General features: G+C 59.8%; 21 protein-coding genes. 10 read left to right on the top strand and 11 right to left on the bottom strand.

The window, feature by feature from the left end; all coding sequences use genetic code 11:
• Window positions 1-162 precede the first annotated feature (162 nt).
• The 4 genes from N434_RS20310 to N434_RS20325 are packed head-to-tail and all read right to left on the bottom strand — an operon-like array spanning window position 163 to window position 4,889.
• Window positions 163-945, bottom strand: coding sequence for a sugar phosphate isomerase/epimerase family protein (locus N434_RS20310; RefSeq protein ID WP_110760061.1), 783 nt, complete (start codon window positions 943-945; stop codon window positions 163-165).
• A complete protein-coding gene (locus N434_RS20315; protein WP_110760062.1) occupies window positions 942-1,958 on the bottom strand; it encodes a hydroxyacid dehydrogenase in 1,017 nt (338 codons plus the stop codon). Before N434_RS20315 ends, N434_RS20310 begins: the two co-directional genes overlap by 4 nt.
• Window positions 1,955-3,832: a DUF2264 domain-containing protein gene (locus tag N434_RS20320; RefSeq protein WP_110760063.1), complete on the bottom strand. Its 1,878-nt coding sequence runs from the start codon at window positions 3,830-3,832 to the stop codon at window positions 1,955-1,957. Before N434_RS20320 ends, N434_RS20315 begins: the two co-directional genes overlap by 4 nt.
• The gene (locus tag N434_RS20325) at window positions 3,825-4,889 is read right to left on the bottom strand and encodes a LacI family DNA-binding transcriptional regulator (protein WP_110760064.1); all 1,065 of its coding nucleotides are present in this window, start codon (window positions 4,887-4,889) and stop codon (window positions 3,825-3,827) included. The genes N434_RS20320 and N434_RS20325 overlap by 8 nt, the downstream gene beginning before the upstream one ends.
• Window positions 4,890-5,000: 111 nt before the next feature.
• On the opposite strand from N434_RS20325, the gene N434_RS20330 reads away from it, so the two are divergent.
• The 7 genes from N434_RS20330 to N434_RS20360 all read left to right on the top strand — a co-directional run bounded on the left by N434_RS20330 (window position 5,001) and on the right by N434_RS20360 (window position 13,220).
• Window positions 5,001-6,293, top strand: coding sequence for an ABC transporter substrate-binding protein (locus N434_RS20330; RefSeq protein WP_110760065.1), 1,293 nt, complete (start codon window positions 5,001-5,003; stop codon window positions 6,291-6,293).
• 159 nt (window positions 6,294-6,452) lie between these two features.
• Entirely contained in the window at window positions 6,453-7,382 is a 930-nt protein-coding gene (locus N434_RS20335; RefSeq protein WP_110760066.1) for an ArsR/SmtB family transcription factor, read from the top strand.
• 120 nt (window positions 7,383-7,502) lie between these two features.
• On the top strand, window positions 7,503-9,014 hold the full coding sequence (gene arfA, locus N434_RS20340; RefSeq protein ID WP_110760067.1) for an arabinosylfuranosidase ArfA: 1,512 nt from the start codon (window positions 7,503-7,505) through the stop codon (window positions 9,012-9,014).
• A 7-nt stretch (window positions 9,015-9,021) separates the two neighbouring features.
• Window positions 9,022-10,095 carry an ABC transporter ATP-binding protein gene (locus N434_RS20345; RefSeq protein WP_110760068.1) on the top strand — a complete coding sequence of 358 codons (1,074 nt, stop codon included), beginning with the start codon at window positions 9,022-9,024 and terminating at the stop codon, window positions 10,093-10,095.
• A gap of 72 nt (window positions 10,096-10,167) precedes the next feature.
• Window positions 10,168-11,442: an extracellular solute-binding protein gene (locus N434_RS20350; RefSeq protein ID WP_110760135.1), complete on the top strand. Its 1,275-nt coding sequence runs from the start codon at window positions 10,168-10,170 to the stop codon at window positions 11,440-11,442.
• Between the two features lie 69 nt (window positions 11,443-11,511).
• Complete coding sequence (locus N434_RS20355) at window positions 11,512-12,396, top strand: carbohydrate ABC transporter permease (protein WP_065116501.1); 885 nt, start codon at window positions 11,512-11,514, stop codon at window positions 12,394-12,396.
• Complete coding sequence (locus N434_RS20360) at window positions 12,393-13,220, top strand: carbohydrate ABC transporter permease (protein WP_046800433.1); 828 nt, start codon at window positions 12,393-12,395, stop codon at window positions 13,218-13,220. The genes N434_RS20355 and N434_RS20360 overlap by 4 nt, the downstream gene beginning before the upstream one ends.
• Window positions 13,221-13,238: 18 nt before the next feature.
• On the opposite strand, the gene N434_RS20365 is transcribed toward N434_RS20360, so the two are convergent.
• The 6 genes from N434_RS20365 to N434_RS20390 all read right to left on the bottom strand — a co-directional run bounded on the left by N434_RS20365 (window position 13,239) and on the right by N434_RS20390 (window position 19,096).
• Window positions 13,239-14,363 carry a sn-glycerol-3-phosphate import ATP-binding protein UgpC gene (locus N434_RS20365; RefSeq protein ID WP_110760069.1) on the bottom strand — a complete coding sequence of 375 codons (1,125 nt, stop codon included), beginning with the start codon at window positions 14,361-14,363 and terminating at the stop codon, window positions 13,239-13,241.
• A 34-nt stretch (window positions 14,364-14,397) separates the two neighbouring features.
• Complete coding sequence (locus N434_RS20370) at window positions 14,398-15,282, bottom strand: ABC transporter permease subunit (protein WP_110760070.1); 885 nt, start codon at window positions 15,280-15,282, stop codon at window positions 14,398-14,400.
• 7 nt (window positions 15,283-15,289) lie between these two features.
• The gene (locus tag N434_RS20375; RefSeq protein WP_110760071.1) at window positions 15,290-16,180 is read right to left on the bottom strand and encodes a carbohydrate ABC transporter permease; all 891 of its coding nucleotides are present in this window, start codon (window positions 16,178-16,180) and stop codon (window positions 15,290-15,292) included.
• An 87-nt stretch (window positions 16,181-16,267) separates the two neighbouring features.
• Entirely contained in the window at window positions 16,268-17,611 is a 1,344-nt protein-coding gene (locus tag N434_RS20380; RefSeq protein ID WP_110760072.1) for an extracellular solute-binding protein, read from the bottom strand.
• A gap of 260 nt (window positions 17,612-17,871) precedes the next feature.
• The gene (locus N434_RS20385) at window positions 17,872-18,345 is read right to left on the bottom strand and encodes a VOC family protein (RefSeq protein WP_065116496.1); all 474 of its coding nucleotides are present in this window, start codon (window positions 18,343-18,345) and stop codon (window positions 17,872-17,874) included.
• Window positions 18,346-18,505: 160 nt separating this feature from the next.
• Complete coding sequence (locus tag N434_RS20390; RefSeq protein ID WP_110760073.1) at window positions 18,506-19,096, bottom strand: methyltransferase family protein; 591 nt, start codon at window positions 19,094-19,096, stop codon at window positions 18,506-18,508.
• A gap of 299 nt (window positions 19,097-19,395) precedes the next feature.
• On the opposite strand from N434_RS20390, the gene N434_RS20395 reads away from it, so the two are divergent.
• From N434_RS20395 to N434_RS20405, 3 genes are all read left to right on the top strand, one after another.
• Window positions 19,396-21,180 carry a methyl-accepting chemotaxis protein gene (locus tag N434_RS20395; protein WP_110760136.1) on the top strand — a complete coding sequence of 595 codons (1,785 nt, stop codon included), beginning with the start codon at window positions 19,396-19,398 and terminating at the stop codon, window positions 21,178-21,180.
• A gap of 214 nt (window positions 21,181-21,394) precedes the next feature.
• The gene (locus N434_RS20400; protein ID WP_110760074.1) at window positions 21,395-22,312 is read left to right on the top strand and encodes a lytic transglycosylase domain-containing protein; all 918 of its coding nucleotides are present in this window, start codon (window positions 21,395-21,397) and stop codon (window positions 22,310-22,312) included.
• A 174-nt stretch (window positions 22,313-22,486) separates the two neighbouring features.
• Window positions 22,487-22,900 carry a hypothetical protein gene (locus N434_RS20405; protein ID WP_110760075.1) on the top strand — a complete coding sequence of 138 codons (414 nt, stop codon included), beginning with the start codon at window positions 22,487-22,489 and terminating at the stop codon, window positions 22,898-22,900.
• 75 nt (window positions 22,901-22,975) lie between these two features.
• Here N434_RS20405 and N434_RS20410 read toward each other — a convergent pair whose 3' ends face one another.
• Window positions 22,976-26,554 (bottom strand): TonB-dependent receptor domain-containing protein, encoded by a 3,579-nt coding sequence (locus N434_RS20410; protein ID WP_286172357.1) that lies wholly within the window; start codon window positions 26,552-26,554, stop codon window positions 22,976-22,978.
• Between the last annotated feature and the right edge of the window lie 22 nt (window positions 26,555-26,576).

Genomic DNA, 26,576 nt, shown 5'->3' on the forward strand with positions numbered 1-26,576 from the left:
GAGAGCTGTCTCACCACAGGGCGGCTAACGAAGTCCGCAAAGCTTGCGTTTATCATCCTCGGGCCTGTCCCGAGGATTTTCAAAGTGTTGATTTTGTTCAACGTGATTAGATTCCCGGCGCAGGGCCGAGGATGACGTCGCGTGTGAAGTTGCAATCGTGCACTAATCGGTATGACCTGCGAGGATCGCGCGTAGCGTCACCGCATCTTCCGCAAACTGGCCGACATCGTCACCTTTGACGAATTCCAGCATTGCATAAGCCGGTTTCGTCCATTCGCTCTGCGGTAACGCCTCGATACACGACCGCCAATAATCGGCGCGGTCGGCAAGCGGCAGACGGCTGGTGTCGGCAAGCCATGCAAAGACGTGCAGATGGCAGATGCGTGAGCCGATTTCCGATATTTCAGCGAGAGCCTTTTCGAGCGGCAGGCCGGGTGCCGGCTGCCAGTAGAAAAAGAGGTTGGGCATGGCCAAATCCTGTGCCAGTTGCAGGGCCGAAGACAGGGTGTCCGTCAGTGAATTGGGGTGATATTCGAGGCCAATCGTCATGCCGTAATCTTGCGCATGGCGGGCGATTTCTGCCAGTGCCTCGGTGGCCCTGCGGCGCTCGGCGGGAGAGTAGTCCGTGGAGGGCCGTTTGCGTTGGCCCGGCCAGATGCGGATATGGCCGGTGCCGAGTGCTTTGGCGGTTTCGAGAACGGCGGTCAAATCTTGCCGCGTAAAGTCTGGCGCGAAGATGTAGGAGCCGTAAGAGGAGACAGTGAGGCCCGCATTTGCCGTCCGCTCGGCCACATCCCTTGCATTGTCGAGATCGCCTGCCGGCACATGGATATCCGCGCCCCACTCGATTGCCTTGATGCCGTTTGCGGCGGCAAGGTCGATGACGGCCTGCGGAGACAGGGAGCGGAAGGTGACGGAGCACAGGCCCGGCTCGAAGATTCTCATGCGATCAGTTCCAGATGTTCCGGCCGCACCTGCTGTTCAAGTGCCGCGCCCTGGCAAAAGCGTTCGATTTCCGCGATTGCCATGTCGCCCAGCCTGGCGCGTTCGAGGCCTACGGCGCCGGCGATGTGCGGTGTCAGGAAGACGTTGGGCAGGCTGTAGAAGGCAGAATCGGGTGGCGGCACTTCCGGATCGGTGACATCGATGACGGCTTCGATACGCCCGGTTTTCAGTTCCGCCAGCAGCGCCTCTTCATCGACGAGCGCACCACGTGCCGTGTTGATCAGGGTTGCGCCGTCCTTCATCCGGGCGAGCGCTTCCGCGCCGATCATATGCCGGGTCTGCGGCAGCGACGGCGCATGCAGCGAAATGACGTCGCTCATTGCCATCAGCGCATCAAGCGATACCAGCCGCACGCCAAGGCGCTCCGCCTCTGTTGCGCTCAAAAACGGGTCGAAAAGGATGATGTCGAGATCGAAGGGTTTTAGCAGATTGATGACCCGACGCCCGATGCGCGATGCGCCGACCACCCCGACCGTCCGTCCGAGATTGCCGATGGCCTGCGATTGCAGGCGATCGACGTTTTCCCGCCCGCGATCGTTTCCATAAAGCCGTCGGAAGCTGAATACGCGCTTGCCGGCAAGCAGGATCATCGCCTGCGTAAATTCGGCAACCGGCTGCGCATTGGCTTCCGCCGCGCTGCACACGGTGATGCCGCGCTCAAAGACCGCCTGCGAGAGGAAATATTTCACCGTGCCGGCGGCATGGGAAATCAGCTTGAGCCGTGGCATCAAAGCCAGTTCCCGCGCGCCGATATCGGGACAGCCCCAGCCGGTCAGGAGAATATCCGTCCGTTCCAGCTGGTCTTTTACCGATGGATCGTGAAAGTCGCGGATCCGGCTGATACCGATGATTTCAACGCTCTGCGACAGCCTTTCGAGCGCCTGTGGTGTCAGCACATGCTGTGTCCGCTCCGGGTCCATGGCAAGGCTGAGACGCGGAAGCGGGCTCGTCATCGTGGCTCTCCCGTCGCCGCCATGCTGCTGACCGGGACGCCGTGCTCTGCAAACAGGCGGTCGAGCGCCTTGATATCCGGGAGCGCTGGAACAGCTGCCAGGGCTTTTTTGCTTTCTGGCCCGGCCAGCCCCACAAAGACGGCGCAGGCAAGCAGAGTTTCGCCGGCTGGAATGTCCCCGCGCAATTGCGGCACCGTGGTTTTGGCATTGACGAGGTTAGTATTGGGCAGCGCCTTCAGTGCGATGCCCTGGCGGGATATGGCGGAGCCGAGATCGATGATCGCGGAAATGTCGGTGCCGCAATCCGCCGATGCATGGCCGGCTGTCTCGGTTACGGCATCGCTGTCGCCGTCGTTGCGATTGATGGCGAAGCCGCCTTCGGTCACGGAAAGCGGCCGGGCGGTGGTGATCCGATGCAGCCGGATGTGCCAGTCGCCGGCGGCAACCAGCGTCGTTTCAACCTCGACATCGGGGAATGGTTTCCATGTCGCCCGCAGATTGTCCCCGGCCAGCAGAACCTTTTCGTTGGTTTCGCGCACGCGGTAATGCAGGCCGTCGTCAGAGAAGGCCAGCATATTGTCAAAACCATTGGTCTTGAAGCCGCGCTCATCCACTTCCACACCAAAACCATAACGGGAGGAATAGGCGAATTTGGCATATTTCTCCGACCCGCCGCGCATGGACAGGGTTTCCTGCCCGCTGGAAAGTGCCGTGACGTTGCCTTTGGTCCGCATTATCACCATGCCGGGGTGAATGAGCGGCCGTGGTTTGGTGGAGGTTTCGGGCAGCTTTTCTTCCGCCTGCCAAAAGGGGTGGCTTTCCGGCAAGGCGAGCGGCAGGAAGGCCTTGAAGGCCCAATAGGGCGAACCGGCCGAATTGTAACTTTCCGACATGGTCAGCTGCGGATAGGCGTAACCGATGGAGAGAACGCCGTCGCGATCGGCGATCGGCTTTTGCGCCCACCAGCGCAGATGCTGCAGATAAAGGCCCTTGATCTCGCCCCAGGGCAGGGCCTCTTCACCGGCAAAGGCAAGGCCGGCCCAGAAGCCGCCGCAGGCGAAACGATAGGTCATGGACCGGCCGAAGGCGAGCGCCCCGCCATCCTCATCGAACCAGCTGGCAAAATCCCCGGCAAACAGGCGGGCGCGTTCACGGTAACGGTCGGCATAAGCATCGTCAGGCTTGCTGAGTTTCGCGTAGATCAGGCCGTAAAAATGCATGGCGAAGGCGATATAGTGGTCGATGCGGCGATAATCGCCGTCCCGATACCAGCCGTCAGCAATGTAGAAGCCGTCCAGCTCCGCCTTGAAGGTTTCCGTCAGGCCGCGGTCGAAATCTATGCCGAGATGATCGAGCGCCATGTCGACCATCACCCGGAAGAACTTCCAGTTATTGTCGGCATAATTGCGCTCGCGCGCCGTCAGCAGATAGCGGCGGACATTGTCTTTCTGCGTGTCGGAGAGGGGTTCCCAAAGATGTTGCGGTGCAAGCCGAAGCGCGAAGCCCAGAGCTGCAAGTTCCACCAGCCGCTGATCCTTCTGGCGCACGTCGCCCCAATAATCGGGATGGGCGGGATCGGTGCCGTTGGCGATGCCTTTCGCCAGAAGCGGCCAATGCTCAAAGCTGTCGCCGCTGAGCGCCAGCGGCGCGATGCCCCAGAGCGGCCGGGCAAATCCTTCCAGATCGGCCGCTGCCCGGTCAAAATGCGCGGCAGTGCCGCTAAGTGTCACCCTTGCGCCGCTTTGCGAAAAATAGGGCAGAAGCGGTGCGAAACTGTCATCCAGCGCCTTCCTGACATCGGCGCGGGTTTTAAGCGGATTACCATGGAGCGGATTGAAACGGGTCATCGGATCATTGTTTGCCGCATCATGCATTACGTATCGCCTTTCCCGTCTTTTTCGCCTGTCCGGCGGTCTGTCCTTCCACCAGCTGCACGCCCAGCTGCACCTGCCGGGCATTGGCGGAAGGTTCCGTCAGCCGGCGGCGCATCAGTTCCACGGCCTCGCGGGCAATTTCGCGGCGGTCGACGCGGATGGTGCTGAGGCGAGGGGTGGAGAGTTCGGCAAAGGGCAGATCATCGAAACCGATGATGGAAAGATCATCCGGTACGCCAAGGCCAAGCTCCTGTGCTGCCCCAAGCGCGCCGAGCGCAATCGCATCATTCATGCAGAAAATGCCTGTCAGATCGGGGTTTTTGGCCAGTAGCTGGCGAACCGCGTCGCCCGCCTGTCCAAAGCCGCTATCCACCGTCGTCAGCAGGAACTCCTCATAAATGGCTCCCTCCTGTTCGAGGATGGTGTGGCGGAAGCCGCGCATGCGCTCGCGTATGGTGTGGCGGTGGTGCGGGCCGATATAGGCGACCTTGCGGTGGCCGAGTTCCAGAAGCCGCCGCGCCGCCATCGCACCGCCGTAAAAATTGGAGGGCGAAACACAATCCAGCGTCATCGAGGGGTCGGCGCTGTTGACCAGAACCGGCTGCAGCACACCCTGTGTGATGCGGTGGATGATTTCCTCTTCAGGGTCGAGGCCGATGGCAAGAAGGCCGTCCGCCTCGCAGACCCGCTGTGTCAGCGCGTCATCCACCTGTTTCTGGTGCAGCAGCCGGATATCGAGTTCAAACCCGTCCGTCTGGGCGAGGCTGCGCAACATGTCGAAAATATCGTGATAAAAAGCGCCGATATCGCCGGTTGCCCTCTCGGCGGACATGAGGGCGAGAACCTTCTTGCCCTCCAGCGGCACGCCGCCGGCCTGGCTGATGACCGGCCGCAGCGGATAACCGAGTTCCGCCGCAACCCCCAGAACCTTTGTCTGGATCGAAGCGCTGATGCCTTTTTCCCCGGCGAGAACACGAGAGACGGTGCTGATGGAAACACCGGCGCGCTGGGCGATATCCGACTGGCGCGGGCGGCTGATGTCGGGCGTATCGTTCATGTCGTCTCCTGCGCTTGCAAAAAAATCTATTATGATGCAAATATTGCAAATACAGAAAATTTGCAAGAATTAAGTAGTCAGTGAAAAATTTGCAAAACGCGGGAGGAGCAGATGCAAACTATCGACAGACGTGGATTTTTGGTGACGGCGGCGCTGGCCGGTCTTGGGGTTGCGGCGGGCGGTTTTAGCGCGCTGGCGGCCGAGACACGGCTTCGTTGCGTGTGGTGGGGATCAGCCGATCGCAACAAGCGCACCAATGACGTTATCGCCCTTTACCAGAAGGCCGATTCGCAGACGGTGGTGAGCGGCGAAATGATCGCCGGCTCCGACTACTGGACAAAGCTTGCGACCTCGATGGCCGGACGCAATGTCGCCGATATCTTCCAGCTGGAACCATCCACCATCGCCGATTATTCCGGCCGTGGCGCCTGCATGGAACTGGACCAGTTCGTCGGCTCGGCGCTTGATCTTTCCAGCTTCGGCAAGAGCGAGATCGATCTTTGCCGCATTGACGGCAAGCTTTACGGCGTCGGTCTGGGGCTCAACTCCTTCTGCATGATGTACGATGCCGAGACGCTGAAGGAAGCCGGCGTTTCCATGCCGGAAGGGCAGATCACCTGGACGGCGCTTGCGGAACTGGCGCGCGATTTCAAGAAGAACGGCCCGGCGCGGCGCAATTACTGGGCGGTGCCCTATGGTGCGCGTTACCACTATGTCTTCGATGTCTGGCTTCGCCAGCGCGGCAAGCTGCTGTTTCAGGATGGCACCATCGGCTTCAACAAGGAAGACGCCAAGGAATGGTTCGCCTATTGGGAGAAGCTGCGCGAGGACAAGCTCTGCGTTTCCGCCGATATCCAGACACGTGATGACAACACCATCGAATCCAACGCCTTGACGCTTGGCAATTCCGCCATCGGTTTTGCCTATTCCAACCAGCTTGTGGGTTATCAGGCGCTGAACAAGAAGACGCTGTCCATCGGCATGCTGCCGGGTGAGGGGGCTGGCAAGCCGACCGGGCATTATTACCGGCCGGGGCTCATCTGGTGCATTTCGTCCACCTCCACCAATCCGGAAGCGGCGGCGAAGTTTATCAACTTCTTCGTCAATGATCTCGATGCCGGCAAGGTGCTGGGTGTCGAGCGCGGCGTGCCGCCGGCAAAGAAGGTGCGTGAGGCGGTGTTGCCAAGCCTTAACGAGACCGAACGCAAGACGGTGGATTATATCGAGAGCCTGTCCGGCAAACTCGATCCCTATCCCGAGCCCGCCCCCATCGGCGCCAATGAGTTCGACCGCGGCGTGATGCGTCCGATTGCCGATTCGCTCGCCTTCGGTCGCGCCAGCGTGGATGAAGCGGCGCAGAATCTTGTCGACACCGGCACGCGGACCCTGCGCAAGCGCGGTTGACGACAAAGGGGCGTCGCCACGTGGCCTCCAGGCTGCGTGGCGATGCCTTTTTCATGTCTTTAACCTTCGGATATGCCCGAACGATAAACAACACTGGACAAGTATAGGGTATTTAAGCCAGAAATCCTGATCTGGATCGATAAATCTGAAGATTAGAGAATGGCCCCCAATTTCCTCCTGGTTGATGCTGAAAAAGAATTCGATGTCCTGAAAGCGGCCGCATCTTTGATCCGCGTGCAGATATTGAAGCTGCTGCACGAGACGAGCGGTCTGAATGTCAACGAGATCGCGCAGCGGCTGGATCTGCCGCAATCCACCGTTTCCGCCGGTGTGGCCGTTCTTGAAGAGGCGGGGCTGCTGCGAACCGAGACGCGCAAGGCGCGCAAGGGCAGCCAGAAAGTCTGCTTTGCCACCTGCGACGAACTCATCGTTTCCTTCCGAAAACCCGAGACGCCGGCGGCCTCCAATTACATTGCGGTGGCCATGCCGCTTGGTCTTTACACCCAGAGTTCGGTAACGGCACCCTGCGGCATCTGTTCGCCGGAGGGCATAATCGGGCTTCTGGATGTGCCCGATACCTTCATGGACCCTGACCGCATGAAGACGGCGCTCTTATGGCTGACCTCCGGCTTCGTGGAATATCAATTCCCCAATAATGCCAAGATTCAGGGCCGAAATGTCGAGGAAATCGAGTTTTCGATGGAGGTCAGTTCCGAGGTGCCGGGAACACACAGCAACTGGCCGTCGGACATAACCCTATCCGTCAACGGCAGGGAAATCGGCGTGTGGACCTCGCCGGGCGACTTCGGGGACAAGCGGGGTGTGTTTACGCCCGATTGGTGGAAACTTTCCGGTTCCCAATATGGCATGCTCAAAACCTGGCGCATCACCGCGCAGGGAACCTATGTCGATGGCACCCGCATTTCGGATGTGACGCTGGCGGATATCGATCTGGTGAGCCATCGTTCCATCCGCCTGCGCATCGAGGTCAAGGCCGATGCGAAACATCCAGGCGGGCTGAATATCTTCGGCCGGGGTTTCGGAAATTACGATCAGGACATTGTCCTGCGCCTGCGCACGGCAGACTGAGCCTTCAAATTTTAAAAGTATGATTTTCGCGGTTGACAGGCGCGGATTCCCTCGGCAACTATATTATCAAATATGGTTTATATCATATTTTATGATGTAAATGCGCAGGGAGGAGAGCCTATGAAAGCGCGGGTTTCAGTCCACCGGGACTTCCGGATTGGGCGTATCGACGATCGCCTGTATTCCGCCTTCATCGAACATATGGGGCGTGCGATCTATGGCGGGATTTACGAGCCCGGCCATCCGCAGGCGGATGAGAACGGCTTTCGCAAGGATGTCCTGAAATTCGTGCAGGACCTGAAAATTCCTGCCATCCGTTATCCCGGCGGCAATTTCGTTTCGGCCTATCGCTGGGAAGACGGCATCGGCCCGCGCGACAAGCGGCCTATTCGTCTGGACCTCGCCTGGCGGTCGAAGGAAACCAACCAGATCGGCATCAATGAATTCGCAGACTGGGCCTCTATGGCCGGCATCGAGATGATGCTGGCCGTCAATCTCGGCTCCCGTGGTCTGGATGATGCCCGCAACTTCCTTGAATATGTGAATTTTCCAGGTGGTACCGAGCTTAGCGATCTGCGCCGCAGCCACGGCACCGAGAAACCGCATGGCGTGAAGATGTGGTGCCTCGGCAACGAGATGGACGGCCCCTGGCAGATCGGCCACAAGACGGCGGTGGAATATGGCCGGCTCGCCAATGAAACCGCCAAGGCTTTCAAGGGCTTCGACCCGACCATTGAAGCGATCGTCTGCGGCAGTTCGAATGACGGCATGCCGACCTATCCCGAATGGGAACGCGAGGTGCTGGAAGAATGCTACGAGAATGTCGATCATATCTCGCTGCACAAATATTTCGGCAATAACAGCCGCGACACGCTGAATTATTTCGGCAAGATCGAAGAGACCGGTCGTTATATCCAGACGATTGCCGGCGTCATCGATTATGTGAAGGCCAAGAAGCGCGCCAAAAACGATGTTTCCATCTGCTTTGACGAATGGAACGTCTGGTATCACATTCGCGAAGACGACAGCAAACGCATCAAGAGCTGGGACTGGCCGGAAGCGCCGGCCCTGCTGGAAGAGACCTATAATTTCGAGGATGCGCTCTTCGTTGCAGGTCTGCTGAATGAGTTCATTCGCCGCTCAGACCGGGTGCGCATCGCCTGCATCGCCCAGCTCGTCAACGTCATCGCCCCCATCCGGGCGGAAAAGAACGGGCCGGCCTGGCGCCAGACGATCTATTACCCCTATCAGTTCGCCTCGCTTTATGGCCGTGGCGTTGCGCTGAATGTCGCGGTCGATTGCCCGACCTACGATTGCAACGCGGCTGACGACGTCAAATATCTCGATGTTGCCGGGGTCTTCAGCGAGGAAGAAGGCGTGGTGACGCTGTTTGTCCTCAACCGTCATCTCACCGAGGCGGCGGAGATCAATGTCAGCCTCACCGGATTTTCATCCGCCACCCTCAGCCTGCATCTTGCCATGGCGGGATATGACCTGCGGGTCGGAAACGGCCCCGACCAGCCCGACCGCGTCGTGCCGGTGCCGGGCAGTGGCGTCGCTGTCGAGGATGGGGCGCTCAAAGGCTCCGTGCCGGCCCTGTCCTACCATGTGCTGCGCCTGAAGGTTCAGTGAGGCGGTGATGGGTGTCCGTCTCAACAATATCGCCAAGTCCTTCGGATCGTTCGCAGCGATCCGGGACGTCTCGATGGAAATCCCGACCGGCAGTTTCGCGGTGTTCGTGGGGCCTTCCGGTTGCGGAAAATCCACCCTGTTGCGCATGATTGCCGGGCTTGAGGAAACCAGTGGCGGCCGCATCGCCATTGACGACCGCGATGTCACCGCGGTCGAACCGGCGGATCGCGGCGTTGCCATGGTCTTCCAGAATTATGCGCTCTATCCGCATCTGACGGTGTTCGAGAACATGGCTTTCAGCCTGCGGCTTGCCCGCCGGCCGAAGGCGGAGGTGAATGAGAGGGTGGGTGAGGCCTCCCGTATCCTGCAGCTTGACGAGCATCTGCACAAAAGGCCCTCCCAGCTTTCAGGCGGCCAGAGGCAGCGTGTGGCCATCGGCCGCGCCATCGTGCGGCAGCCGAAGGTGTTCCTGTTCGATGAACCCCTGTCAAATCTGGACGCCGAGTTGCGCGTGCAGATGCGGCTGGAACTGACGCGACTGCACCGCAAGCTCGGCGCGACCATGATCTATGTCACGCATGATCAGGTGGAGGCGATGACGCTTGCCGACAGGATTTTCGTGCTGAAGGGCGGCATCGTGCAGCAGGCGGGCGCGCCGCTGACGCTTTATGACGATCCCGACAATCGTTTCGTGGCGGGTTTTATCGGATCGCCGGCGATGAATTTCCTGCAGGCCGATGTGGTGGAGCAGCGCGATGGCCGCGTGACGCTGGCGCTCGAAGGCGGCGAGCGGCCTCTCGAAGCGCGGTTGTCGCAACCGGTGTCACCCGGCCAGAGGCTGGAAATCGGCATCAGGCCGGAACATCTGGCGATCACGGATGAGGGCGTCTTGCCCGTCATCGTCGAGGTGGCCGAGGAGCTTGGCGATCTGTCTTACCTCTATACCCGCACCGGGGCGGGAAAGGAGCTAATCGTGCAGCGGCAGGGCTCTCGCGAGCAGCTGGATGGCCGGTCCGTCTCGCTCAACGCCTCGCCCGACCGGATTCTGGTTTTCGACAGCGACGGCAAAAGGTTGCGATAGGCGCGAGGAGGCGCCTTTCGATGCAGCAAACCATCCCCTGACGGGGTGTTTCAAGAAACGGGAGGAATGACGATGCGATTGATCAAGACATTGCTTATCGGCACGGTTCTGGGTTTGACCGCCATGCCGGCGCTTGCCAAGCAGGATATCATCTGGTGGGACTTTCTGGCCGGAGGTGACGGCGTGCGCATGAAAGCGCTGATCGAGGCCTTCAACAAGGAACATCCCGATATCCAGATCAAGGGCACGACGCTGGAATGGGGCGTTCCCTTTTACACCAAGGTCAGAACGGCCTCTGCGGTGGGTTCAGGGCCGGATATCATGACCTATCACCTGTCGCGCGCGCCGCTTGGCCTTGAAGAAAAAGTGCTGAGCGAAATCACCGCGAAGGATCTTGAGGATGCCGGGCTGAAGACGGAAGACTTCTTCAGCGCGCCGGTGGAGGCGGCCACCCAGGATGGCAAGCTTTATGCCGTGCCGTTCGATATTCACGCCCTTGTCCTTTATTACAATGCCGATCTTCTGAAGGGCTCTCCCTATCTCGATGCCGAAGGCAAGCTGACGGGCATCAAGACGATCGAGGATTTCGAAAAGGCGCTCGCCTGGGCGAAGGAAAATGGCGTTGAGACGCCGATCACCTATCAGTCGGGCGGTGAAGGCGGAGTGTGGCGGGTGTTTTACACGCTGCTGTCGCAGCAGGGTGGCGAACTCGTCACCGGCAAGGAGGTTCTGGCCGGCGACAATGCCGAAAAGGCCGCAAAAGCCATCGACACCATGTCCAGATGGCGGGAAAACGGCTGGGCGCCGGAACAGGCGGAATATGAGGCCTCGGTGGCGCTGTTTTCCGCCGGCAAATCCGCTTTCCAATTGAATGGCGTCTGGGAAGTGCCGACTTACAAGGATCTGGAAAAGAACGGCAAGCTCGGTTTCAAATGGAGCGCGGTGGAAGTGCCGCCTTTGATGGGCAAACGCGCCACCTGGGCGGATTCCCACGCTTTTGCCATCCCCAATGAAGGCGACAAGACGGTTTCCGGCGAAAAACGCGCCGCCGTCATGACGGTGATCGGCTGGATGGAAAAACACGCCATCAGCTGGGCCGATGCCGGGCATATTCCAGCCTATAAATCGATCACCGAAAGTCCCGAATATAAGGCCATGCAGCCCAACGCCACCTATGCCACGCTGGCGGAGGCGGCGGTGTTTGACCCCAAGACCACGATTACCGGGGTTGCCTCTCCGGCCTATGACGCGGCACTCAACGTCATCGCACCGGCCATCCAGGGTTTTGTCGGCAGCGCGGAGGCCGTCGAGCAGATCCAGTCCGAACTTCAGGGCAAACTCAAATAATCCACGACTGCCCTCCGGCCCCAATGGCTGGAGGGCATCGCGCAATGCGCACAGGCCCGGAGGCATTCCATGGCAATGATTGAAAACCGGCGGAAGAAATCGCTGATCGCGCTGTCGATGGTGACGCCATTCATCGTCGTCTTCGCCACCTTCTTCCTTTATCCGCTGATCGAGATGGTGCGCATCAGCTTTACCGATGCGCCGCTGATCGGTGAGGGAAACTGGGTCGGGTTTGAAAACTACGCGAAACTGCTGGGCGACCGGCTGTTTGTCACCTCGCTGAAGAACAACGGTTATTTCGTTCTCTTGACCGTGGTGCCGACCACCGTCATCGCGCTGATGATTTCGCTTGCCGTCAGCCGGCTGTCGGGCATCGGGCAGACAATCGCCATGAGCCTGTTTTTCCTGCCTTACGTGCTGCCGGTTTCTGTGGTGACGGAGATCTGGGCCTGGATGCTCGATCTGCAGTTCGGTGTTCTGCAGCCGGTCATTTCGCTGCTGGCGGGCAAGCCGGTCGCCGTCTTCAAGAACCCCTATTGGGTGATGCCGATGGTCGCTGTCGTCACCATCTGGTGGACGAACGGTTTTAACGTGCTGCTGTTCATTGCCGGCCTGCGCAATATTCCGGCCGAGCTTTATGAAGCGGCGGCGCTGGATGGCGCCACCACCTGGCAACGCTTCCGCCGCGTCACCTGGCCGCTTCTGTGGCCCGTGACGGCCCTTGTCCTGACGTTGCAACTGATCCTGCAGCTGAAGATATTCGACCAGATTTATCTTCTAAGCGGCGGCGGCCCGTTCAATTCCAGCTTCGTGCTTCTCCTCAAGGTCTACCGGGAAGCGTTTCAGATGAACAATGGCGGTTATGCCTCGGCCGTCGCGACTGTGCTTTTCCTGTTGATCGTTATCGTTTCCGTTCTTCAGTTCCAGCTGCTGCGCATCCGGAGGAACTCATGAGCCCGACCCGAAAACTCGAGAATATTGTTCTCACCCTTTTGACCTTTTCGGCGGCGCTGGTGTGGATTTTTCCGCTTTACTGGAGTTTCGTCACGTCGCTTCGTTCCGATGAGAATGTTGCCGGCAACACATCGCTGCTGCCGGATGAGTTTCAGCTGGGCGCCTATGTGAACGCCATCTTCAACACGCGGCTGCTGACCTGGTATGTCAATTCCATCGGCACCGCCGTCATCGTCACGGTCTCCGTTCTGTTCATTTCCATGCTGTGCGCCTATGCGCTGTCGCAGATCCGCTTTCCGGGACGGCGGCTGCTCTATGGCATCGTGCTGGCAAGTTTCATGGTGCCGGCACAGACACTTGTCGTCACGCAATTCATCCTGATGAAGAACCTCAATCTCATCAACACCTGGGCCGGCATCATCCTGCCGCAACTCATCACCCCCATCGTCATCATCGTCTACAAGCAGTTCTTCGACAGCGTGCCGAAGGAGATGCGCGAGGCGGTGGTGCTGGATGGCGGCGGCGAATACACGATCCTGTTCCGGGTCTATCTGCCGCTCAACTGGGGGATCACGACCGCCATGGCGATCGTGACCTTCATTTCGGTGTGGAACGCCTTCTTCTGGCCTTTCCTCGTCGTCACCTCGGAAAACATGATGACGATCCCCGTCGGCATCACCCAGGTCAACGACGCCTTCGGTGTCGCTTATGCGCGCCTGATGGCTGTTGCGATGCTCGCAGCACTACCGGTCATCATCGCTTACGTCATCTTCCAGCGCCGTGTGACGGAGGCCATCATGATTTCGTCAGGCGTGAAGGGGTAAGCCGAAAGTCCTTGTCTTTTAGACCGCCAGCAATGCCTCCTTGCCGACGTTATTGGTCTCGGCTGCTCCTTCCGTTTCGATCCGCCTGCCGGTGGCCGGGTCGAAGAAATGCAGGTGCGCGGGTGGCATGGTGAGGTGGATGCGCTGGCCGGGTTTGACCGAAAGGTCTTCGCCGATTGCGGCGGAGAAGGTTTCGCCGGTGATCTCGGCATGCACGATGCGGCCGGAGCCGAGTTCTTCGACGAAATCGACGATTGCCGGTACGCCCGTGCCTTCTTCCGTGCTGACAAGGCACTGTTCCGGGCGAATGCCCACCGTCACGTCGCGGCCGCGCAGTTCAAGGCCGGTCTCCGGGAAGAGCTTGACCGCTGCGCCGCCCAGCATCACGGCAGGTGATTCAACTTCGACCCTTGTCGTGAACAGGTTCATCGCCGGGGAGCCGATGAAGGATGCGACGAAGGTGGTGGCCGGGCGATGATAGATATCGAGCGGATGGCCGACCTGTTCGACATTGCCCTTGTTCATCACCACCAGCCGGTCGGCCAGCGTCATCGCTTCCACCTGGTCATGGGTGACGAAAACGGAGGTGGCGGACAGGCGCTGGTGCAGCTTGCGAATTTCGGCACGCATTGTGACACGCAGCTTGGCGTCGAGGTTGGAGAGCGGCTCGTCGAACAGGAACACCTGCGGTTCGCGGATGATCGCGCGGGCCATGGCGACGCGCTGGCGCTGGCCACCGGAAAGGGCGGCGGGTTTGCGCTCCAGATAGTCGGAAAGGCCGACGATCTTTGCGGTTTCTTCGATGCGGCGCAGGCGCTCGGCCTTGGCCACACCGGCAACCTTCAGCGCATAACCGATATTGCCGGCGACCGACATATGCGGATAAAGCGCATAATTCTGGAACACCATGGCGCAGCCGCGTTCACGCGGTTCGAGCCTGTTGACGACGCGCCCGCCAATGACGATTTCACCTGATGTAATGTCTTCCAGCCCGGCGATCATGCGCAGAAGCGTGGATTTGCCGCAGCCCGAGGGGCCGAGGATGACGACGAATTCGCCGGATTGGAAAGAGAGATCCACGCCATGCAGGGTGGGTGTCTTGCCGTAGGATTTGCGGACCTGGCGGATATCGATCTGAGCCATGATGGGAAACCTTGTTGTTGAAAACCGCGCGCCGTCACTTCTCGGACGAAACGAGACCGCGGACGAACCAGCGTTGCAGGAAGGCCACGACGAGAAGCGGCGGTGTGATGATGATGAGCGAGCCGGCGAGCGTGACGTTCCAGTCCGGTGTGCCGTCTTCGGCGGGCAACAGCGCCCGCAGCGACATCATTACCGTCTTGTAGGAAGGGTCGGTGACCATCAGCAGCGGCCAGAGATACTGGTTCCAGGCATAAACGAACATGATGGTGGTGAGCGCCGCCATGTTGGTGCGTGACAATGGCAGGAGCATTTCCACGAAGAAACGTATCGCGCCCGAACCATCCATGCGCGCGGCCTCCGCCAGCTCGTCCGGGATGGTCATGAAGAACTGCCGGTAGAGGAAGGTGCCGGTGGCGGTGGCGACCAGCGGCAGGGTGAGCCCGGCATAGGAGTTGAGAAGGTTCCACTCCACCGTCACCTCGATGCCGAACAGGCCGAGAATGGAACGGAACGGCTGGAACAGATCGGCGGCCACCGAATAGGTCGGCACGACGCGCACTTCGAGCGGCAACATCAGGGTGATGAACACCGTCCAGAAGAACAGATGTTTGAGCGGCGAACGGAAGAAGACGATGGCGAAGGCGGTACACGCCGAAAGGGCTACCTTGCCGATCGTGACGAGCGTTGCCATGATCATGCTGTTCCACAACGCGTTGCCGAGATTGGCACGTTTCCAGGCCGTCTCGGCATTGGCGAAAAATTCGCCCTGCGGCATGAAGTTGAACGGTACGCTGTTGACCTGGGTTATCGTCTGGCTCGCTCCGGCGATGATGACGACGAAGGGGCCGATGAGCAGAAGGAAACCGGCGACCATCAGGATATAGGTCAGTGCGTCGGCATAGGGGGTGCGCTGGATCATCGCCGCCTCACTTGTAATGGACCTGCCGCTCGACAAAGCGGAACTGGATGAAGGTGAAAACCATGATGAGGCCGATGAGGACGAGGCTCTGCGCCGAGGCGCCGGAATAGTTCAGCCCCTCGAAGGCTTCGCTGACGATGCGGTAGACCATCACTTCCGTCGCGCGGTTGGGGCCGCCTTCGGTAGTGGTGGCGACGATGCCGAACGTATCCGCCCCGACAAAGCCTTCGGTCATCATGATGACGGTCAGAAAGAATAGTGTGGGCGCGAGCAGCGGCACCTGGATGTCGATAGCGCGACGGATGGGGCCCGAACCGTCCATGGCGGCGGCTTCCGTCAGCGAGCGCGGCACGGATTGCAGGCCAGCAAACAGGAAGATGAAGGTGTATCCCGCCCATTTCCAGATGAAGATGACGATGACGAGGATCAGCGCATGTTCGCCGTATTTGGCCGGGTTCCAGATATCCGGCCACCAGGCGTTGAGGGAGGCGGCAAGGCCGCGCTCGGGCGACAGGATGAAGCGGAAGGCCATGCCGGCGGCAGGACCCGCGATGGCATAGGGCAGGATATAAAGCACCCGGAAGAAACCGGAGCCGGGCAGGGCGCGATCGACGCACAGCGCCAGCACGAGGCCGATGAGGATGGTGAAGAACGGGCCGGCAACGGCGAAAACCATGCTGACCAGCACGGATTGCCAGTAAAGCGGATCGAGGAAGGTTTCCTCGAAATTGGCAAGGCCGACAAATTCCGCAGCGCCGCCGAAGGGTGGTTCGAGCGTGAAGGCCCAGTTGATGACCGCTGCCACGGGCCAATAGAAGAACAGGAAGATCAGCAGAAGCTGCGGCAGGGCGAACAGCACGGGCAACCACGTGCTTTTGAAGACGGCGCGCTTTTCCATGAAAAAACCGGCAATACTGGAGAGATGGGCGAACTTGCCCGCAATGCGCGAGGCGGTGCGGGCAAGTCCTTCGAAGGCGACGCGAGCTTAGTTCAGCTTGGCACCGGCATAGGTCTTTTCGAAGCGGCGCAGGCCGGCGTTGGAGCGCTCGACAGCCTTGTCGAGTTCAGCCTGGACGTCGGCATTCTGCATGAAGATGGCTTCGAGCGAGGTGGCGACTTCCTTGCGGATCTGCGTGAAGCCGCCAAGGCGGATACCGCGGGTATATTCCGAAGGCGGCGTGAAGGTCAGGCTTTCGATCGCCTTTTCGCGGCCCTTATAGGGAGCCTTGTCATAGAAGCCATTGGCTTTCATGGCGTCGAAGCCGGTCTTGGTGACCGGAATGTAACCGGTGACCGTAGACCACCACTGAACCATCTCCGGCTGGGCGATGAAGTTCAGAAACGCGGCTGCACCCTTGTATTCGGCATCCGGACGACCGGCCATGACCCACAGCGACGCACCGCCGACCAGCGAATTGTGGCGCTCGGTGCCTTTCCAGACCGGCAGCATCGCAACGTCCCACTTCACGCCTTCCGGCATGGTCTTGGCGACGGTGCCGTGATTGGCGATCGAGGTCATGAACATCTGGCAGGTCTGCGAGGTGAAGGCGGGCAGGATGTCCATGCCGAGCTGCTTGGTCTTGACGACGAACAGCTTCTCGTCCTGCATCTTCTTGAAGAATTTCACGTGATCGACGAATTTCGTCTTGTTGATCGTCAGTTCGGCGTCGAGGCCCTGGTAACCGTTGCCCTTGGTGGCGATCGGCTGGTTATGGATGGCGGAGAACTGCTCCATCAGCATCCAGGTGTCGAAGTTGAAGGCCAGCGGGCATTCAAAGCCGGCGGCCTTGAGCTTCGTGGCGGCTTCCTGAACCTCTTCCCAGGTGTCCGGCTTGAAGGTGATGCCGGCCTTCTCGAAAGCGTCGACATTATAATAGAACATCGCGGTGGAGGAGTTATAGGGGAAGGAGTTCAGCTCGCCCGCAGCGGTGGCATAATAATTGGCGATGCCGGGGAAATAATTGTCCCAGTCGATCTTGTAGCCGTTGTCGGCCATCAGCTTCTTGGCGGGAACGAAAGCCTTGGACAGCATCATGTCCAGCGTGCCGGCGTCGTAGATCTGGGTGATGGCGGGCTGCTTCTTGGCGCGGTAAGCGGCAATGGTGTTCTGCAGCGTGGCGTCGTAATCATTCTGCGAGGTGCAGACGATCTCGAATTCGGCCTGCGAGTCGTTGAACTTCTTGCAGGTATCCTGAACGCGGTCGCCAAGGTCGCCGGAAAGGCCGTACCAGAATTCGAACTTGGTCTTTTCTGCGTGGGCGGCTGTTGCGCCGAGAGCGGCGGCAATGGCGACGCCGGCCGCGAAAGAAGTCAGAGCGGAAGATTTCATGAGTTGAGCCCCGTTGATGGAATGATGGCCTGACCGGCAGGGACGTCATATCCTCAGCACGAAGCCACGGGCTCTGCTAACAGCCGTCTTTGACGGATGGCTTACACTTTGTTGAACGTTTTATGATGACTGGCCGCGCAGGACGATCTGCGCGGCAAAGCGAAAGGCAGAAAGGCTGCGAACCGGAATTTCCCGTTATCTTTCAGGTTATTACGGGGTCACGACCGTTTCTCTACTTGCTGCTGAACAGCTTGCCCGCATCAACCCCGACGTGCTGCCTCGATGGTGGCGACGTCGATCTTCTTCATGTCCATCATCGCGTCGAAGGCGCGTTTGGCCTCCGCGCCGCCGGCCGCCATGGCGTCCATCAGCACGCGCGGGGTGATCTGCCAGGAGACACCCCACTTGTCCTTGCACCAGCCGCAGGCGCTTTCCTCTCCGCCATTGCCGACGATGGCGTTCCAGTAACGGTCGGTTTCTTCCTGGTCTTCGGTCGATATCTGGAACGAGAAAGCCTCGGTCTGCTTGAAGACCGGGCCGCCATTGAGGCCGATGCACGACACGCCGGCAACAGTGAACTGCACCGTCAGCACATCGCCCTTCTTGCCGGAGGGATAGTCGCTCGGCGCGTGGTGAACCGCGGTCACGGCGCTGTCGGGAAAGGTCTCGGCGTAGAATCTGGCGGCGGCCTCGGCGTCCTTGTCGTACCAGATACAGATCGTGTTCTTTTTCATCTGCGTGCTCCTCCACGTTGGAACTGATTTTCGTATTGCCCCCGAAAGGGCAAGAAAATTCGCCAGCCACGGCCGGCCCCCCATCCGGCATAAAATGCCTGCGGGGGATGAATGTTCCGAAAAAGCCGAAGAGCCGCGGTCGGTCCCGGTCAGACGGCCGCTACAGCCAGCGCCTCACCCTGCGCCGATAGGCGTCATATTCCGGGCCAAGCTCTTTCGTCAGCACCCGTTCTTCAATAGTCACCTGCAGCGACACCGCGATGACAAGGGCGATGGCGACGGCAAGCTGCAGAATTGATGGAAACACCAGCACCAGCCCGGCAAACAGCACGATCTGGCCGACAAAGACCGGATTTCTGGAGAAGCCGAAAGGACCGCTATCCACGATCGTGCCGAGATGGCCCTCGGCCGCCCCGATGCGCCATGACCTGCCCATATGGTTCTGCGCATAAAGTGCGATCAGGCCGCCCGCCAGCACCATTACCATGCCGCCGATACGGATTGTCGCGCCGGGATTGCCGCGGCTCAGAAGCCAGACCGTCTCCTGTGGCTCCAGCCACAGGGTAACGAGAGGCAGAAGAGCGCCGAGCAGAAAGGCAAGGCGAAAGAGCGTGGCGGGCAGGGTTTGCCGCTCGCGGCCTTTTGCGAAAAGCCAGATCGGCTCTCCCGTCTTTCTTGCCAGCCGCGCCGTCAGAAACAGAAATCCGGCAATATAGGTCCATACGGCAAGCGCGGTTACGGCATCAATCATGGTTCCTCCCGAAGATGACGACAGGCCGGATCGTCTCGGCGAAGGACAGCCCTATCCGATTCGTCCGGCGTCTGAAGTATAAACAGCAATAATGCGTGATTGTTACGTTGCGTCTTCGCGCTTTATGCCGGACGGATAAAACTGCGAAAAGAAATGCAATACGGTTTGATGCTGGCACTCGCCTGTCGAACAAGTTTTCGAATGTCAACTTTATCATTAAATATTGTTTAACGATGTAATCGTAATATTATTGAATGATTTTCAACAGAAATCATTTATCTGTCATCGGAGAATTGCTCGTGAGTTTCATTGATCGTGGTGCCAATGCTTTCGCGGTTCTTACCGCGCTTTCCAAGTCGCAAGCCATCATAGAATTTGACCTTTCGGGGAAAATTCTCACCGCCAACGAGAATTTCTGTCGCGCACTCGGTTATGAGCTTTCGGAAATCGTCGGCAGGCATCACAGCATGTTCGTTGAACCTGCTGTTGTGTCTTCGCAGGATTACAAGGCCTTCTGGGCAAAGCTTTCGGCCGGTCAGTTCGACCAGCAGCAATACAAGCGCATCGGCAAGGGCGGCAGGGAAGTCTGGATCGAGGCTTCCTATAATCCGGTATTTCGCCGTGGCAAGCCGGTAAAGGTCATCAAGATCGCCACCGATATCACCGGGCGCAAACTGAAGGCGGCGGAAGATGCGGGCAAGATCGACGCCCTCTCGCGGGCGCAGGCCATCATTGAATTTTCTCCCAATGGCGAGGTCCTGACGGCCAACGAGAATTTTCTGGCGGCGCTGGGTTATTCGCTGGCGGAAGTGCAGGGCAGGCACCATTCGATGTTCTGCGAACCGGCCTATACGCAGTCCGTGCAATACAGGCAGTTCTGGGAAAGGCTCGCCGGCGGCGATCTCGTGGCAGATGAATTCATGCGTCTGGGCAAGGGCGGCCGCAAGGTCTTCATCCAGGCCTCCTACAATCCGATCTTCGATCTCAACGGCAGGGTGTTCAAGGTCGTCAAATTCGCGACAGATGTGACCGGCCGTGTCGAGAATGTCGAGAAGCTCGCGCAATGCCTCACCGATCTCGCCGAGGGTGATCTGTCGCAGAGCATCGACAAGCCATTCATCCCCTCGCTTGAGAGATTGCGGACGGATTTCAACGCGGCCTCGGAAAAGCTGAAGAGAGCGATGACGCTGGTATCGGAAAATGCCGGCGCGATTTCCTCCGGCTCGAACGAGATACGCTCCGCTGCCGATGATCTCGCCAAACGCACGGAACAGCAGGCCTCCTCGATCGAGGAGACGGCCGCCGCGCTGGAGGAAATCACCACGGCCGTCAACGATTCCAGCCGGCGTGCGGAAGAGGCCGGCAAGATCGTCGCCCGGGCCCGCGACCATGCCGAACATTCGGGCCAGGTGGTGCGCGATGCGATTGGCGCCATGGACCAGATCGAAAAATCATCGCGGGAAATCTCCAGCATCATCGGCGTGATCGACGAGATCGCCTTCCAGACCAACCTTCTGGCGCTGAATGCCGGCGTGGAAGCGGCGCGAGCCGGCGAGGCGGGCAAGGGCTTTGCCGTCGTGGCGCAGGAAGTACGCGAACTGGCGCAGCGTTCGGCAACGGCAGCGAAGGAAATCAAGAGCCTCATCAACGCCTCGGGGTCGCAGGTGGAAAACGGCGTCGGTCTGGTCACCAGAGCGGGATCGGCCCTGCAGGAAATCGCGGAGCAGGTGCGAGATATCAACACTAATGTCGTGGCGATCGTCGAAGCCGCGCGTGAGCAGTCCACGGCGCTTGCGGAAATCAATCAGGCGGTCAACACGGTCGATCAGGGCACGCAGCAGAATGCTGCGATGGTGGAGGAGCAGACCGCCGCCAGCCACAGCCTTGCCCGGGAAGCCACCGCCCTGTTCGAGCTTCTGGGGCAATTCAGGTTCGATGAGGCGCCGCGTTCGGCTTCGTCTTCGCGAAGCGTCCCGGAGGCGCGGCCGGCGCCGGTCCATCCGCGCCGTCCGGTATCCCGCCCCGTCGCGTCGCGTGGATCCGCCGCGCTGGCGGTCAATCATGACGAGTGGCAGGAATTCTAGAAGATTTCCTGTTAAAGCGGGTAAACCAGAGCTTCCAGCCAGTCCGGTAGCCGGGCTGGCTGGTTTTCTGTGACGAGCCCTACAATCGGTGCGGATGTCCGTTGATGGCGCCCGAAACAGAAACTTCCATTGAACAAGACCGAAGGTGCGGGCATATTTTCGCAATTGCCCGATAATCGGTGCTTCGCGTCAGGAATTTGCGGGGGTCGTTCGCTTGGCAGGGATATGGACAGGCCGTGTCGCTCTTGCCTTCTGCCTGCTGGCGACAGCCGGCGGCGGCGCTCGGGCCGGGGAGCCGGCGGAGGCGAAAAACGCCTGTGCCTACAGCCATGCCATTGCGCCGGAACTGTGCATTCGGGCGGACAGCTACAATAGTGACCTGTGCCGCGCGATCGAGGTTCTGGCCGCCCGCCATTCCGTTCCGCCGGATTATTTCGCCCGGCTCATCTGGCGCGAAAGCCTGTTCCGGGCCGATGCGGTCAGTCCCAAGGGTGCCGAAGGCATCGCCCAGTTCATGCCCGGAACGGCAAGGTTGCGTGGCCTCGAAGACAGCTTCAACATCATTGCCGCCCTTGAGGCATCGTCGCGTTATCTTTCCGAGCTGAATGCCCGGTTCGGCAATTTCGGCCTTGCCGCCGCAGCCTATAATGCCGGCGAGGCGGGCTTGCGGACGTTCATCGCCACCGGCCGCCTGCCAATGGAAACCCGCGATTACGTGTTTGCCATCACCGGATATCCCGTTGAAAACTGGAAGGACAATCCGCCGGAAAAGGCCGCCCCGGCGCTGGATGACAGCCGGTCCTTCATCGATGCCTGTCTGCGTCTGGCAGACACCCGCACCATGAACGATCCGGTCCTCGTCTCCTCGGCCGACTGGGCACCCTGGGGTGTGCAGCTTGCCGCGCACTACAATCCGGCGGTGGCGAACCGGCTGTTTACCCGCGCGATCGGCGGGTTATCGGAGCCGCTCAATGCGGAGCGGGCCCTCATCATCAGGCAAAGAGGCGGGAATTTCGGTTCACGCCCGCGTTATGCCGCCCGCATCGGCCGCGAGACCCGCGCCGAAGCCAACCGGCTTTGCGGGGAGATCCGGCAGGCGGGCGTGCCGTGCACGGTGTTCCGCAACCGGTAGCGGAGGGCCAATGTCCGGCGTGGACCACCACCGCCCCGTGCAAGCCGATCATAACAAGTTGATCGGCATTTCGTTCGCCGCTTCTTTCGGCGCAAAACGATCATGCCTAGATTTGCACTTTCGTGACGGCCGCAACGCCTGTGGCCGGCAATCTTTATGAGGGGATGACGTGGCATGAAATGGGTTGAAACTGGGTGTCTGGCTGCCGTGCTTGGCATTGTTGCGGCGTGCACCAGCGTTGGGGAAACCGAGATTTCCCGCACGGTCGCCGGCTTTGTGGGCCAGCCCCGTGATGCCGCCATCGCAAGGCTCGGCCGCCCCAACAAGGTCATCATCGAAAACGGCGCGACCGAATCCTACTGGCTGAAGGTCGATGTGGAGACTTATGCCGGCCTCAGCAACCGGCGCGAATACAAGACGGTGAACGGCGAGACCCGCATGACGGAAACGGAGGGCATGAAAATCAAGGAGCATCGCCGCGATTGCATCATCAAGATCACCGCGGATACGGGCTCCATCATCAGGACGAGCGAGATCATCGGCAATCCCGCGAGTTGCGAAACTATTCTCAATCGTCCGGCTTCGTGAGCGACCTTATGTGCCTGTGGGACACGAGCCGCGCACCCGGCAGGCGCACGGCTCGAAAGATTGCGGAGATTGTCCTTAGAACCGATAGTTCAGCCCGACCTTGATGGCATGCAGGTTCAGCGAGTTGGAAGCGTTGCGGCCATTGGTAATTCCGGAAGTCCCGACATGATCGACATATTCGTAGATCGGCGATTCATAGGGCTCGCAGACTTCCGGCATGGAATCGCAAAGCCAGGCCATGTTCGGATCGCCCTTTAAACCGGGATCGACCATCTCCGTGCCCGTCTGCTCACTGGTGCGATAATCCTTGCCGGTGCCGGCGCGGGCGTCCTTGAACTTGAACGATTTGGCACGGAAATGGCTGTAGCTGTAATCCGCACGGATCGACCAATTGTCGTTCAGCGCATATTCCGCACCGAGGCCGATGGTGAAGCCGGCACGGGTTCCGGAAGCCTTTTCCACGAAGAATGCCGTCGTTTCGGAGCCGAGAGGATTGGTCGCGCTCGCGCCGTCTGAAATATACTGGTCGCGCCACTGGGTTTCTTTCGCCAGCGCCAGGCCGGCGGTAGAGTAAACGAGCAGCCTGTCATTCACGGCATAACCGAGCTTCGCCCGCAGACCGGCCGTCCAGTCGATATCGTAGCTGGTCGTTGCGTCCACGTGGCCGCTCTTTGCCAGCACCGGATCGGTGGAACCGAACTTTTCGAGGCCACGAAGATAGGTCTTGGTGTAATCGGCCTCGACGCCGACGACAAAGCCGTTTTCCAGCTGCCGGTCATAACCGGCCTGCAGTCCGAACGCACCGCCCCGCAGGTTGAAATCGGCCGATTCCCGTGCGGCGGCATCGTTGAATGTGCCATCCAGCGAGGTCGTATTTCCGGCAAAATTCAGGAAATCGCCGCCGGCATGGGCACCCACATGGAAGCCGGTCCAGTCGCGCACGAAGGATGCGTCCGTCGGGCTGCTGAAGGGGGAAAGGCCGGGCAGGGCCTCGCCGCCGCCGATCGTCGCGGTAAGGCTGGCATAGATGGTGCGGCCGGGACCGGGCTGCGTGACGAGGCCGAGCGGATCGACATAAAAACGGTCGAACAGGTTCTCCACCCGCAGGCTCGCGGTCATGTTGTCGTTGATCTTGTATTCGGTAAACAGATCGACCAGCGTATAGGGCTCCCAGTCGACAAGTGCGATGAATTGCGACGCGCCCTGCGCGGTGACGTCGCCGTGGCCGATGGCGCGCGGGCCGACATAGGAGACGCGGCCGCCGACCGTCAGCCGGTCCTCGAGGAATTTCTGCGAAAGCGTCAGGTCGACCGTATATTCCGGCTGAACATGGTTCGTCGCGTAGTCGCCATAGAGAGACTTGCTGTCGCAGGTCTGGGTCGTGCGGCAATATTCGACATTCAGGAAGTAGTTGGCGGAAAGATCTGCCGAAAATCCGCCATTGGTATAACGGCCGGAAAGTTCGAGACCGGAAAATTTGGCGCGCGGAATATTGCCGATATTCAGGGTCAGCTGCGGTTCGGTCACGACGGTGCGCGAGATGTAATTCTTCACATCCCAGTTGAAATAACCGAACTTGATCATGGCGGTATCATCGTCGGAGAAGATGCTGTCGCGAATGATGTTGGTGCCGATTTCCCAGTTGCTGGAGCGCTCCGGCAGGACGCCGGCATTCGCGATGACGCTGTTGAAAGCCGAGACGGATTCAATGATGGATGGCGAGCGCAGCGTATTCGAATAATTGACGTAGAACTGGGTGTTGTCGAACGGTTCCAGCGTCACTCCGGCAGATGGGCTGAACCCGCCGTCATCCACTTTCAGGCCAACCGGCTTGTCCCGCGCCTGATAACGCTCATAGGGATCAAATCGGTCTTCTACCCAGTAATGGGAATATCGCAGGCCGCCATTAAGGGTAAGCCAGTCCACCGGCTTGTAAGCTGCCTTGGCAAAGGCTGCACCTTCATGGCGAATGGCGTCGCGCGGGGTCAGCCAGCCCTCCAGAACGGCGGTATGGTCGCTGCCCTTGGTGTCTTCGGCGCGGTAGGAAAATCCGTAATTCAGGTCGAAATCGCCGTAATCCAGGCTGAACTGCGAGCGGTTGGTAATCTCCGCTCCCCACATATTGGTATCGGTGCCGACCCGGAAGCCTGATGGCAGGCCGATCTTCTCCGGCGTCAGGCCACGCCCGCCGCGCACGGGGTTGCGGACTTCGAGATGGTTGAAATAGAAATTCGACTTGAAGTCGATGAGTTCGTTGTCTTCGGGGTTCCAGTTGTATCTGGCGGTAAATGTGTCGAGGCTGGTGCTGACGGTCTGTTCCTGCTGCTGCGCCTGTCCGGTATTCGAGGTCAGCCGCGAGGCAAGCCTGTCGCCGGCCTCGCTTCTGTATCCCATGTAACCGATCTGGAATGTCTGGTCGTCTGAGAGACGCGCCGTGACCTTCGCCAGAAGCGATTGCGTTTCCAGCTCGGTATTGAGGATTTCCTCGCCGCCGCGATAATTGGCCAGACCTTCATTGATCATCGTGTTGGGCAGAGTGCCGCCCCAATATTTCGTGTCGCCGATGTTTTTCGGGGACGCGACAGGACCATGACTGCCGGCGTGATAATTGCCCTGACGGCGATGCGCATATCCGGCGACGACATCGATATCCTCGCCCTTGTAAGCGCCGATGACGCTGCCGGAACCGGTCGTCGGTTTGAGGAAGGCGGGTCTGTCCATGCCATCGGCAGACGGGGTCGCGGTGCCTGCGCCAGACTGGTAGCTGTAGCCGCTCAATGCGCCTTCCGTCGGACTTGATGAATTGGTGCCGAAGCCGCCCTTGACCTTCAGCCCCCATTTCTCGCCCGGCTTGACGATGTCGTCGGCGCCGACCGTTCGCATCGCCACCGATCCGGCATTGCCGAAGGAAGCGGCATCGGCCCCCTTGGTAATGTCGACACCGGCGATGAAATCGGGATCGACATAGGTGCGGTTTGAGACGCCCTGATAACCCTGATAGACCGTCACGGAATTTTCGGCGCCGTCGACCGTCGTGGCGACGCGGCCCATTCCCTGCATGCCGCGAATGTTGACGTCGATGGCGCCGGCGCCGTTTCGCGCTTCGCCGGACATCACGCCGGCCGTGCCGCGAAACATGTCGGCCGGGCTTGAGCCGCGGAAGCGCTCGATATCCTCGCCCGAAATGAAGGCGGTCGGGGCATCGTTGCCATAAGGTGCGTCCGGGCTGCCATATCGTCCGGTCTTGCCGGTGACGGTGATTGTTTCGAGAACCAGCGAGCCATCCGCAGAGGTTGCTTCCGGTACCTGTGAGGCGTTGGAAACCGTCACGCGATCGGGCGCGGTGAAGCGGAAGCTGAGGCCGGTGCCGTCAAGCAGCCTGCCGAGCGCTTCCCGCGGCGGCAGGGAGCCGGCTGCGCCGGAGGTCTTGAGCCCTCTCGTCAAGGATGCGTCGTAGAAAATCTGTATGCCGCTTGCGGCGCCAAAGCGCGTCAGCGCCACATCGAGGGACCCGGCTGGAATGGAAAACTGGCGCAGCTCCTGCGCAACGGCCTGGGTATGGGCAACCAAGGATACGGAGCAGGCCAGTGATGCGCAGAATGCTGCAAGCCTCAAACGCCGTTCGCGACCACCGGATTTATGTCCCGTCGCCAATAAAGTCATCCCCGTATTCCCT

The organism is Rhizobium sp. UGM030330-04 (assembly GCF_003208455.1).
In the GTDB taxonomy this organism is placed as follows: domain Bacteria; phylum Pseudomonadota; class Alphaproteobacteria; order Rhizobiales; family Rhizobiaceae; genus Agrobacterium; species Agrobacterium rhizogenes_A.